7 protein-coding genes and 1 pseudogene are annotated in these 12,374 nt (G+C 69.5%); 2 read left to right on the forward strand and 6 right to left on the reverse strand.

The window, feature by feature from the left end:
- Positions 1–81: 81 nt before the first annotated feature.
- Positions 82–772: pseudogene (locus tag ACTWQR_RS32225) on the forward strand (class I SAM-dependent methyltransferase).
- A gap of 151 nt (positions 773–923) precedes the next feature.
- Positions 924–1,121 carry a hypothetical protein gene (locus ACTWQR_RS32230; RefSeq protein WP_443230742.1) on the forward strand — a complete coding sequence of 66 codons (198 nt, stop codon included), beginning with the start codon at positions 924–926 and terminating at the stop codon, positions 1,119–1,121.
- Positions 1,122–1,429: 308 nt separating this feature from the next.
- Here ACTWQR_RS32230 and ACTWQR_RS32235 read toward each other — a convergent pair whose 3' ends face one another.
- The 6 genes from ACTWQR_RS32235 to ACTWQR_RS32260 form a co-directional block, all read right to left on the reverse strand.
- Complete coding sequence (locus tag ACTWQR_RS32235; protein ID WP_443230743.1) at positions 1,430–2,224, reverse strand: SDR family oxidoreductase; 795 nt, start codon at positions 2,222–2,224, stop codon at positions 1,430–1,432.
- Between the two features lie 1,306 nt (positions 2,225–3,530).
- Positions 3,531–3,824: an imidazole glycerol phosphate synthase subunit HisH gene (locus ACTWQR_RS32240; protein ID WP_443230744.1), complete on the reverse strand. Its 294-nt coding sequence runs from the start codon at positions 3,822–3,824 to the stop codon at positions 3,531–3,533.
- A 221-nt stretch (positions 3,825–4,045) separates the two neighbouring features.
- Complete coding sequence (locus ACTWQR_RS32245) at positions 4,046–5,407, reverse strand: cytochrome P450 (RefSeq protein WP_443230745.1); 1,362 nt, start codon at positions 5,405–5,407, stop codon at positions 4,046–4,048.
- Positions 5,408–5,486: 79 nt separating this feature from the next.
- Positions 5,487–6,584, reverse strand: a complete 1,098-nt coding sequence (locus tag ACTWQR_RS32250; protein WP_443230746.1) for a terpene synthase family protein — start codon at positions 6,582–6,584, stop codon at positions 5,487–5,489.
- Between the two features lie 79 nt (positions 6,585–6,663).
- Positions 6,664–7,416: a hypothetical protein gene (locus ACTWQR_RS32255; protein ID WP_443230747.1), complete on the reverse strand. Its 753-nt coding sequence runs from the start codon at positions 7,414–7,416 to the stop codon at positions 6,664–6,666.
- A 274-nt stretch (positions 7,417–7,690) separates the two neighbouring features.
- Positions 7,691–12,109 (reverse strand): amino acid adenylation domain-containing protein, encoded by a 4,419-nt coding sequence (locus tag ACTWQR_RS32260; protein ID WP_443230748.1) that lies wholly within the window; start codon positions 12,107–12,109, stop codon positions 7,691–7,693.
- Between the last annotated feature and the right edge of the window lie 265 nt (positions 12,110–12,374).

A 12,374-nucleotide genomic window follows, 5' to 3' on the forward strand; every position in this document is an offset into this window, starting at 1 on the left:
CTCCCCTCCCCCCCCCCCCCCCCCCCACGACCGGGTGAGACTCCGCCGAAATCGGCCCGCCGCCCGGCCACGCCCGCCAGGATGGATCGGGTGCCCCCCGCAGACCTCTGGCATCACCACGGCCGCACCCGCCACGCCACCGACCGGACCGTGCCCAGCTCCTTCCGCTGGAGCTGGAGCCAGGACAGCGGGCCCGGCCCGGAAGTCCTCGGCGCCGGCCGGGCTGTGCGTCGGCGATCTCGGCGCCGGGACCGCCCGGCACGCCGCCCACCTGGCCGTCCACCACCAGCCCGCCAGGATCATGGCCGTCGACGCCTCACCCGCCCAGTACGCCATGGCCACCGACCTGTACGGCCACCTCGCGCCCCGCCTGGGCATCGTGCCGTCCGACGTGGTCAGCCACCTGCACGCGATGCCGGACACCTACGACGTGCTGTACAGCGTCTTCGGCGCGGTCGACTTCACCGAGCCGCGGGAGCTGCTGCCGGTGGCAGCCGCCGCACTGCCGCCCGGCGGGCGGCTCGTGTTCTCCACCCTCGCCCACTACCTCGGCGGCGAATCCGCGCAGCCCGACGTACTGCACGCCGACATCCCCGCGAAGACACCGGACGGCAGGGCGACCACCATGCACCGGTGGGTGCTCCAGGAACACGTGTGGACCAAGCTGCTCGACGAGGCCGGGTTCACACGGATCAGCGTCGACGTACTGCCCGGCGGGGACGGGCCGCGTACCGCCGACGCGCTGCTGGTGACCGCGTACCGCTCGTCGTGACGTCCCACTCTCTGCGGGTGGGGGGGCCAACTCCGCGCCAGAGGCACTCTCCAGGTGACCGCGTGAACATCATCGACCTCCTGGCGGACCTCCAGGCCCGGCACGACGAGGCCACCGCCCTGGCCGACGAACTACGCGCTTCCACGAGTACATGCAAAGGCTGCCCGGCTCCGTTGGCACGGTCGTGCCGGTCGTGTACGACAGCAGGAAGCCGCGGCACACGAAGACGGGAACCCGCGAGAACCTCGACTTCGACGGTGAGCGGCTTGTCGTGCTCTTCGTCGGGGGCACCGGTCTCGTGCTGCTCGGTGTCGGGGCGCTGCTCTGTCTCATCGGTGCGGTGACGTGACGCATCGGACGCGCAGTCGACGGGCCGGGATACCGCGACGCGCGCTGCGGGCGGGGTCAGGGTGATTACCAGGACAGGCGGCCAAGGACGGCCGCATGCCGTGCCGATCCCGCACTTGAGATGGACGATCTCCGGTCGCCGAGCCCACGCCCGCACCAGCCACTACCGGCGCCAGGCAACGCAACGAGCCTGAAGACACGATCTACAGCTGGACTACTAAGGGGTGTTTTCGAAAGCCCCGAACAGCACCCACAGCGCCCGGCACACACTCTCGCCGCACCGGCCGAAATCCCAAGTACATAGGCGGCCTACGCGGTTGTGGCGATGCCGCCGTCGACGGGGATCACGGCGCCCGTTAGGTATGCGCCTGCCCGGCTGGCGAGGAACACGGCGACACCCGCCATGTCGTCGTCGCGGCCGATCCGGCGTAGTGGGGCCGACGCCGCGATCGCCTCCCCGAACTCATCGAGGGTTGCCGCCATCATCGTCGACGGGAACGGTCCCGGCGCCACGGCGTTCACGGTGACGTGCTGCGGTCCTAGTTCCTTGGCGAGCACTCTGGTGAGTTGATGCAGTGCGGCCTTGCTGCTGGAGTACGAGTAGTTGGGCCGCTGGGGGATGTGGATGGCGGCGATGCTGCCGATGTTGATGATCCGTGCGGGATCGTCGGCGGTGCCCGCCTTGCGAAGTGCGGGCAGCAGCGCCTGGACTAGCCAGAACGGCGACTTCAGGTTGAGGTCGATGACCGTGTCCCAGGCCGCGTCTGGGAACGTCGCCAGCGGCTCGTCCCACAGGGCGCCCGCGTTGTTGACGAGGATGTCGAGAGGCTCCGAGTCGGCGGTGACGAGGTCGGACAGTCGCCGACACTCGTCGTGGCGGGACAGGTCGGCGGGGATGGCCCGCACGTCACCGAATTTGGACAGCTGTTCCTGCGCCTGAGCGCACGCTTCTGCGTTGCGTGAGCTGATGACCACGCGGACGCCCGCCTGGAGAAGGCCTCGCGCGATCATCATCCCGATGCCTCTGGTGCCACCGGTGACGAGCGCGCGCTTTCCACTCAGATCGAAAAGTTCTGCGTGCGTTGTGAATTGGTTGTCTATCACTTGCCGTCTTTCTCGTTGGTCGTGCGGGGTGATGCGTCGACGCGTCGGGGGTTCGGTTCAGCTGTCGGTGTTTTAATGACGATTTTGCCGGGGCCGTGGTGGCTGACCGTAGAAGAAAATCATGCCCATGCAGCCGAGCCCGAGAGCCGAGACTTCGAGTTGTTGTCTTAGTTTGCGTTGTTGCATTAGAGATGCTCCTGGGGTATCGGTCGTCTGGCTCCCGCTTATTTCGTGTTTAGCCGGGAGCCGGTATAGAAGTTGGGCAGCCTTCCGGGACACCGGCGAGACCCTGGTGATTACCGGCATGCCCTCAACGCTATGGCCTTGGCGTGCACTCCAAGCAAGCGGAACAGGTAAGAAATCGGCAGGGTGCTCCCGCGGGGCGGCGGCCGCACCCCTGGGTGCTGTCGAGCCGCGGGGCCGCGCGGGCATGGCCTCGACTGCCTGGGTACCGCTGTGCGGCATGAGCCCCTGCCCGACGAGCAAGAGGCCATCCGTGACGCTGCCGGCATCATCGCGGAGTACAACGCTCGGATGGAGGAGCAAGCCCGGGCGTACGAAGAGGGCCATCACTGATCCGGACCAAGGGCTCATACTGCTCCCGGCGCCTCACCCTCATCAGTAGAGGCATCAGGAAATTCCTCTTGTCCTGTCACGCCACGCCGTATCCGCTCACGCTCAATATCGGCAGCGATTCGTGCACGCTCCATCTCGTGCTCTTCCTTGATTACCGTTCGTTTGGTCTCGCGTTCGCTTCCGCAACTCGACACCAGCGAATTCGCACCACGGAATCGAGCGCCTGCTGACCAAAGTGCGGAACTGCATTCCCGTCTCCGTCAGTAGCACCCGGCCGTAGATGCCATTGACCCTGCCGAACAACGCGGTCATCGAGAAAACGCCGAAACCGCCAATCCACACCCGCGGTCCGGCGCCCGCGCCCCCAGACCGACCGCCACTGTCCCACCGGGGAGGATCAGCATGACAAAGCCGGTGCGCCACCAGCTCTTTCGCCGTGCGGCATCACTGTGGCCGATCAAGACATGGGCCATGCGCCTGATGCTACTGACCGGGGCGGTCAGAAGAGCGGACGCAGCCAGCGAAGCATCGGCCCGAGCATCAGAGCCTCGGCAGTCCGCCCACCCATCAGCCGTGCGGTTTGCCTTCGTCGGCGATGCTGCGACTGCGCAGTGTCCGACGTGCACCACGTCGAGCGGTGGGCCATGCCCGGGACACCGGCTCGTGTGCCGTCGCCGAGAAACTCGACTTCACCATCGGGCGCGGGAGATCGCCGCCAACCGGCAGGCGATCACCGACCGCTGGACCGCAAGGAATTCACGAAGTAGAAGTGGCCCGCGGCGGGCACCTTGGCCACGAACGGGTGATCGGAGACGGGCCGTACCTGGTTCCACCCCATCTGGGGTACGCGCACTCGCCCACCGTCGAATGCCCGCACCGTTCCGGGGAGCCATCCCAGGCAGGTGGCGTCCTGCTCCACGCTGTGCTCGAAGAGCACCTGGAGTCCGACGCAGATCCCCAGGAACGGCATCGGTCCGTCGACCACCAGCAGGTGGAGCGCGTCGGGCCACCCGGTCCCCGACAAGTACTCCATCGTGGTCCCCGCCGAGCCGACCCCACCGGGTCATGGTCGCCACGACCGTCCCGGACAGCGGCACGAAGAACTCCGCGGCCGTCTCGGTCGACCCGATTGTCCCCAAAGATCGGCGGGAGGGAAGTGCATGACGGACGTGAGGACGTAGACCGGCCGACCCGGGTCCTGATTCCGCTGGCTGTCACGGTGGCGGGATTTCCTTGGGCGCGGAGTCAGGCACTTCGGTGGCGGGGTTGGAGGTGGAGGTGGAGGTTGTGGGGGCGGATGACGATGTCCCTTTCGTAGCGGACGGGTGCGGCGGTGGCGGGTGTGAGCTGCCAGCGGCGGGTGAGGGCGCCGAGGGCGAGGGTGAGTTCGCCGACGCCGAGGGTGTCGCCGATGCATTTGCGGGCGCCCAGGCCGAAGGGGATGAGGGAGCCGGGGACGGGGGGTGTGGTGTGCGGGGGCGCCCAGCGGGCGGGGTCGAAATGGTGGGGGCTCGGGTGGGCGGACGGGAGGTGTTGGACGAGGTAGGCGCTGACGACGAGGGTGTCGCCGGCTTTCAGGGGGTGGTCGCCGAGGGTGGTGTCGCGGGTGACGGTGCGGGTCAGGAGCCAGACGGGCGGGTAGTGCCGCAGGGTTTCGGTGATGACACGGCTGGCGAGTTCCAGCTCGGACAGGTGGGCGTGGGTGAGGGGCCCCGGGGGCAGGGTCGCCGCTTCGGCGTGTACGCGCTGCTGGAGGGAGGGGTCCTGTGCAAGATGGTGGGTGGCCCAGGCGAGGGCGTTGCCGGTGGTTTCCATTCCGGCGATGAAGAAGGTGATGACCTGGTCGCTGACGTCTTTGTCGGTCAGGGTGCGGCCGTCGGGACCAGGTTCGGTCAGGAGGCTGAGGAAGGCTCCGTGGTCGGTGGTGCGGGCGCGGTGTTCGGCGATGATGCGGCCCAGTGTGGCTCGCAGGCTCCTCTGGGCTCGGGTGTAGCGGCGGTTCGCGGGCAGAGGAAGGCGAGTGTAGGCGGCGGGGAGCAGGGCGTGGGTGTAGATGCCGGCGGTGATCGCGGACATGTCCTGGACCATCGTGGTGACGGTGGCGGGGTCCAGGGTGCCGTCGAAGAGGGTGGAGACAATGGCGCGGGCTGTCAGCGCCTGGGCCTGTGCGGCCATGTCGAGGGTGCGGCCCGGCTGCCATTGGTCGATGCCGTCGGTGATTTCGGCGGCCATGAGGTCGAGGTGGGCGGGGAGGCGGTCCTTGTGGAAGGCGGGCTGGAGCAGGCGCCGTTGTTGCCGGTGACGGGAGTGCGGGCAGGCGAGCATGCCGTTGCCCATGACGTCGGCGATCCGGTCGTAGAGGGGGCCGCCCTTGTCGTAGAGGGCGTCGTCGAGGAAGACGTCCCGGGTGAGGGCGGGGTCGCTGACGAGGGTGGCGGTGAGCGGGCCCAGCCGGACGCGTGACAACGGCCCGTGGGCGGGTGCGGCAGTGAGGAACCTCGCCGGGTCGTTGAGCAGGCGCAGGGCGTGCCCGACCAGGGGCAGCGCGCCGGGCAGCAGGGGCAGGGCCGCGGGGATGTTGGAGGGCCGGGAGGCGGTGAAGGTCATTGTTCTCCTGGCGGAGCGCTGGGTGGGACATGAACGGCGCCGGGCACTGTGGGGCATGCGAGTGTGCTGAATGTGCCGGTCAGGTGTTCCACCACCAGGCAGCGACGGGTGTGGTGAGGGGTTGGCTGAGGCGTGCGGGGTCGGCGAGCCGGGTGACGACGGCGGGCATCTGGATGCGGGGGGTTACGGTCTGGCCGGGGTTGTTGGGGTCGTTGTAGCGGCCGCTGGTGAGGTGCCAGTGCAGGCTGCCGGCGACCCAGTCGGTCAGGGCGCGCCCGTAGCGGACGAGGCGGGGGCTGGCGCCGTCGGTGAGTTGCTGGGCGAGCTGGTGCAGGCGGTGCATGGCCCGGTCGTGCATCAACGTCGCTTCACGCAGCGCCTGCTGGGGGGTGCAGCTGTGGTGGCGGGCGAGGATGGGCACCAGGTTCATCGCCTCGGGGTAGCCGAAGTGCTGTTCGCGGAAGGCTTCCTTGTTGTACGAGGTGGTGTCGTTGTGCCAGGCGATGAGGGCAACGCACAGGTCGTGCAGGACGTGGATGCGCGGGTCGTGGTACTCCTCGGCGGTCAGGACGTAGTCCTGGGCGATTTCGATGAAGGCGAGTGCGGACAGGGCGGCGCTGCTGCTCTGCCACATCATGAGGTAGTCGTCCAGGTTCGCGGAGTGGGGTTTCTGCCGGATGGCGGCTTCCCAGACCAGGCCGGAGAAGTACGCGTCGACCTGGTCGGTCCACCGGTAGACCTGGGCGGGAGTGCCCTGTCGGTCGAGGGCGGCGCGGATGTCGAGGAGGGAGGCGGCCCACTTGTCGTCGCGCATCAGCGGGGCATCGGGGGTCTGCAGTGCGCGGCTCAGCCGGGCGAGGTAGGGGGCGAGGGTTTCGGGGGCGGTGCCGCCGAGGGTCTCGTCGCAGAGTGCGTCGTCGAAGGAGAAGAGCCAGTTGCAGTAGTTGGTGCCCGCCAGGAGTGTGTCGGCACGGCCGTCGGGAATGCCGAGGCCGACGAAGTCACCCACGTGGGCGCGGCGGGTGTACTCGCGGTGCGCGTCGTCGGTGAAGAGGTCGAAGCTCTGCATCCAGGTGAGGCTCTCGGCGTCGACGGCCTCGGCGTGCGGGGAGCGGCGCGGGGGGAAGGGGCAGTACAGGGGTGGCACGGCGAGCGGTGTGTGCGTACAGGTGGCCACGGGAACTCCAGGGCTGGACGGCCGGGTGGGTGAGGGGCCGGGCCGGTGACGGCCCGGCCCGTGGGTGCGTGCGGGAGGGTCAGGCCGTGGGAGCGGTCACCGCGGCGGGGGCAGTGGAGGTGGGGATGTGTGCGAGCGATGAGGCCGGGCGCGGAGAGCGGATCATCATCACGCACAGGACCAGGGACCACAGGGCGAAGCCGACGTAGGAGCCGAAGCTGCCCCAGCCCCACGGGGTGAACGGCGTGTCACTGGTGGTCAGCACGTTGAAGAAGTACCCGAAGTGCGCCATGGCCAGGACGTGGGAGGTCCAGCCGGTCCAGCGGGGCAGGGTGGTGTTCTTCAGGATCAGGCTGCCCGCGGCGTAGGAGAACAGGGCGAGCGGCAGGGACCCTGCGTAGCCGAAGGTGACGCACAGGTCGTAGGTGAGGTGCAGGTAGGCGCTGCTGATCGCGTCCGGGCGCTCGGCGGCGACGGGGCCGAGGAGGAACGCGGCGTTGGACATCATCCAGCAGATGCCCACGGACAGGGCGGCGGGGATGAGGAGTTCGGCCTGCAGCGGTGCCCGGCCCGGGGCGGTGAGCCACCGCTTGAGCCCGGCGGCGAACCAGATGAACAGCAGGCCGAAGGCGATGTCGATGGTGTAGCCGGAGATCGACGGGTTCTGGGCGAACCAGGTGCCGATGCTGTCGGAAGAGTCGCTCCAGTACGGGAAGGGTCGGCTCAGCGGGTTGCGGACGAAGGGCAGCGGGACCAGGAAGAGCGCCACCATGGCGATCCCGATCCAGCCGGCCACCTTGGCCTCGCGGCGTTCGTCGTGGGCGTTGAGCATCGGCGTGTCCTTAGGTAGTGAAGGGACGGGGCCGTGCCCTGGCAGGGCACGGCAGGAGCGCGTGCAAGAAGCGCCCCGGGGATCGCGGTTGTACGGGGGTGGAACAGACCCGAGGTTGAACGCGGGCACGGCATGAGCGCAGGGGCGAACCACGCCCTGGGGACCGGTTCTCGTGGCGACGAGGGCGGCTTGGCCGGTGAAAGTTGTGGAGGACTGCGGCCGGGGCTCCGGGCCGGACAGAAGTGCGGCTGCGGGCGTACCCGGCCGCGGTTGGTCAGCGCAGGCCGGTGAGCCAGGAATCGGCGGGGACCAGGCCCGTCCACGGGCGGTCGGCGGCGGAGTCGGCCAGGGCGTCGAGCGCGTCCGCGATACGGGCCAGCAGGTTCTCGGCGTAGTGCGGTGGGGCGTAGGCCGGGTCGAAGATGACGGCCAGGTCCAGTGCGTCTCCGTTCTCACGAGCCAGCAGGCCCAGGTCGCAGGGCAGTTGGAAGAGCTGTCCGGCGAAGGCGGGGTCGAGCTGGTCGGTGCGCTCGACGGCGCAGCCGGTCAGGCGCAGCCCTTCGACGGGGGGCAGGTAGTCGTAGAAGACGAACTGTGAGGCGGCGAAGAGTTCTCCGATCGGCGGATGGATTCCTGCCAGGGTGAGCAGGGAGGCGCTGTCGTGGCACAGCGCCTGGTGCAGGTCCGTGTCCGCGGCGTGCAGGGCCTGTCGCACGGTCACTGCCGGATCTTGGGGCACGTGATGACGTACGGGGACGGCTTGGGCGTACAGGCCCGCGGTGTGGGCGGTGTTTCCCGGGTGGGCGGCGCTGACCGCGAGGAGGAGCGTCTCGTCCTGCCCGGTGTCGGCTGCCACGGCGGCGGCGAAGAGCGCGTACAGGGCGCTGGCCGGGGTCACGCGCTCTGTGCGGGCCAGCCCCCGGAACGCGGTGGCGGTGGTGGCGGGGATACGCCGGGTCCGCAGCAGGGCGTCGTGGGCGTCGGTGTGGGTGCCCAGATGAGCGGGCGGGATCAGGAGGCCGGGGCGGGCCCCGGAGAGCCGTTGCGTCCAGAAGGCGATGTCGTCGGCGCGTGGCTGCTCTGGTGCGTTCAGGGCGTGGTAGTCCGTCGCCGGCAAGTTGCTGGCCCGGCCCTTGACGGCGTCCGCGTAGAGGGTGGAGAGCTGCTGTTCGACGAGGTTGAGCGACCAGCCGTCGGAGGTGAGGTGGTGCAGTCGCAGGCCCAGCAGGTGATCGTGCGGGCCGGCGGTGAGGAGGGTGGCGGTGAAGACGTGTCCGGCGGCGGCGTCGAGGGGATCGGCGGCGTCCAGAGCCGCCAGGAACTCCGCGGGACTGCGGGAGCCCATTGTGTCGACGGGGTGATGGCGCAGGACCGCCTCGGCAGCGGGGTAGACGGTCTGGTGCAGTTCGCCCGGTTCGCCGGTCAGGTGCACTGCGGTACGCAGTGCGGGCTGGTGGGCCACGAGCCGGTCGACGGCCGCCGACAGGGCGCGGACGTCGAGGGGGCCGCGGATGCGGTAGTGGCATTCCAGCGAGAAGCGCGGCCCGTGACTGGGCAGGATCCCGCCGGCCCGGTCGTCGTTGACCCTCAGAAACTGGTGCGTGGGTCCCGCGGCCAACCGCGCCCCGTCCGGACCGATTTCCGTCAGGGTGTCCGTCATGAAAGCGGCCCGTTGCCCGGGCAGTGACGCACCGGCGGCCGTGTCGGCCAGGTGGGCGGCCAGCCGGGCCGCGGTGGGGTGCTCCAGCACCGTGCGGGACGGGACGCTGCGGCCCAGGGCGTCACCGATCTGCGTGGCAGCCCGCACCGCCCGCAGCGAGTCGCCGCCCAGCTCCACGAAGTCGTCGTCCACTCCCACCCGGTCGAGCTCCAGAACGCTCGCCAGGATCCCGGTGAGCGTTTCCTCGACCGGCGACTCCGGTGCCCGGTAGGACATGGACACCGCGGGCCGTTCGCTCGACGGTGCGGGCAGGGCCGCCCGGTCGAGTTTGCCGTTGGCGCCCAAGGGCAGTTCGGTCAGCAGTACGTACCGACCGGGCCGCTCGTGTTCGGGCAGCCGGGCATCGGCCTGGCGGCGCAGTGCCGGCAGCAGGTCTTCGGACGCCCGGGCCAGGACGTGCCGGTGCAGGGGTGCCGAGATGAGCTCGTCGTCCCTCACCGGCTGCGGCCACCGGATCGCGACCGCCCGCTCGGCAGCGGTGTCCGCGCCCGGGGAGACAGCGGGAAGGAACACGACGTCGAAGGCGCCGTCGCGGTACCCCGCCGCACGGGACAGCCGCACCGGCCGCCCCAGTTCCGCCGCCAGTTCCTCCACGTCCGCGGGATGCACGGCGTCGGCGTCGGCGCGGGCGGCCAGAGCCCGCAGGTCGGCGGCGGTGAATCCGCTGCGGCCCGCTGCGAGGATGTCCCGTACCGCGCACGCCCCGGCCGTTCGGCGGTTGGGCACTCGCAAAACCCCCACCGGTCCCGGCTCCGCCGCCAGCAGCTCCCGCAACCCCTCCAGGGTTCCGGGCCAGGAGCACCACTGCGCCACCTCGAGGACGGAGTCCGGCAATTGGGGGGTGAGGACGGCGTCGAAGCGGAAGTCGTTCATCTCGTTGCGGGCGAGCCCGGTGCGGGGCCGCACCTCGGCATGGGAGGCTCCGCAGCGGGTGAACCAGCGCGGGTCCACCAGCAGATACGGGTCGAGGGCGACCCGGCGCCGCCACCGGGTGCGCAGTACCTCGCCCCCCACGGCGTCGTCTGCCCCGTCCAGGACTACGGACGCGTGGAAGGCGTCCTGCACCGTACGGTCCTTCACGTCACCGAACACCACACGGCCGCCTGGCGCGGATGCCCGCAGCGCGGTTGTCACGGCTCGGGCCAGATGCGCATCTGAGTTCAGGTAGGGCACGACCGAGTTGCACAGCACGAGATCCATCCCCGTGACGTCCCCCGCGCTGGTCACATCTCCCTGGCGCAGCTCGACCCGGGACAGCGCCGTGCCGTCGAGCCGGGCGCGCAGGGCGGCGAGGGATTCGACGGAGACGTCCACGCCCACGACGCGTGCCGCCGCGTCGGCCAGCCGGGTCAGGATCATGCCCGAACCGCAGCCCAGGTCCAGCAGGCTGCCCGGGGAGCCGTTCTCGGAGGCCAGACGCACCGTGGCCTCGATCCACTCCTCCATCTCCGCGTCCGGAAGCTGCTTTCCGGTGTAACTGCTGGTCCATCCCGCCCGCTCATCATGGAAGTCCAGGCTGCTGAAGAGCTTGTCCCAGCTCTCGTGCAGCTGTCGGGCCGCGCTCTGCTCGTCCCACCGCGGAACCACGTGGGCGACCAAGCGGCCCCGGTGGACGCCGACTGTCACGTCCCGCACCCCCGGCACCTCCTGCAGCACCCGGGCGATGCCCTCGGGCTCCACCCGGAAACCGCGCACCTTCAGCTGGGCATCACACCGGCCCAGCAGTTCCAGCCTGCCGCTCTCATCGAACCGGCCGAGATCACCGGTGCGGTACATCCGCTGCCGTCCGTCGCCCGGGCAGGCCACGAAACGGGAAGCGGTCAGCTCGGCATCCCCCGGGTACCCCTGCGCCAGCCCGGCGCCCGTGACGCACACCTCACCGACCTCACCTGCCGGAACAGGCTGACCGTTCCCTCCGATCACGAGGACCGGCGTCCCCGGCAAGGGGGTGCCGACTGTGACGGGCTCCCCGGGCCGGAGCACGGCGGCCGTGCACCACACGGCCGCCTCCGTGGGCCCGTAGGCGTTGACAAACTCCACGTCCGGCATCCTGCGGTGGTGATCGGCGGCCAGCTCGCTCGGGCAGGGCTCGCCCCCCACTACGACCTGCCGCAAGTGGGGTGACGGGCCCTCCAGGAGCGGCAGGACCGCCCCGTACAGCGACGGCGTGAGCAGGACGTGGCTGACCGGACCCTCGGCCATCTGCGCAGCGAGGTCACTCAGGGCCTGCTGCGGGTCCGCGGGCGCCAACCACACGGTTCCGCCGGCCAGCAGCGGCCACCAGATTCCCGGCAGCGAGGCGTCCGTCGTCATCGGCGACACCACCGCCATGCACCGAACCGGCGTGGCAAAGCGGTGCGCATAGGCTTGCATGGTGTGCGCGATCGCCCGGTGCGCGACCGCGACCGGCTTGGGCCGGCCCGACGTGCCCGAGGTATGAATGATGTACGCACGCATCTCCGGCGAAGGGCCTAGCTGGCTCCCGGCTTCCGCCACACCGGTGCCGGAGCGGTGAACCGTCGGATCGTCCAAGTCGACCCGGTCGACGCCATCGGGCAGGCACTGCCCGGACAGCGCGAGCACCCGCCGCGTCTCTACCCCCGCCAGCAGATCACGAAGCCGGTCCGGCGGATCATCGGCAGACACCGGCACATACACCGCCCCCGCAGCGAACACCGCCAACTGCGCCACCACTGCCCGCACACCTCGCGGGACCGCGCAGGCCACAGCATCACCCGCACTGATTCCGCCCGCACGCAGGTACCGGGCCCATGCGGAGACTTCGTCCACGAGCTGGGCGTAGGTCAGGCTCTCCGACGGGTCGGTCACCGCTGTCGCACCGGGCACTTCTTTCGCACGCTCGCAAAGCAGGTGCCACAAAGTGGTGTCGCATTCCGGGTGCGGGAAATCTGAACGGTCCTCCCGCAATTCGAGAATATCGGTCACTTTTCTCCCGAAGATAGCGATTGGCATGTTGAGCGAAGGCACCCCTGGCGGATTCAGACCGGAGGACCATCAGCTCAGGAAATACATAAGGAGCACTTGGGGGAAATCCCTTTGAGACTTGAGAGTGACGCCCCAATGTTAAAATGCGTTTCGTCCGGATAAGTTCCCGAGAAGACCGGCGCGGCAAACACCATATTCGCAAGAACTTCCTCAGGCGGTAAATGCGATTCCCGTCGTTCGAGATGCATGGAATTTTACGTTTGAGGGTTCAGTCCGGGTTGTTCCCGAAACG

The organism is Streptomyces sp. 2A115, assembly GCF_052245575.1.
In the GTDB taxonomy this organism is placed as follows: domain Bacteria; phylum Actinomycetota; class Actinomycetes; order Streptomycetales; family Streptomycetaceae; genus Streptomyces.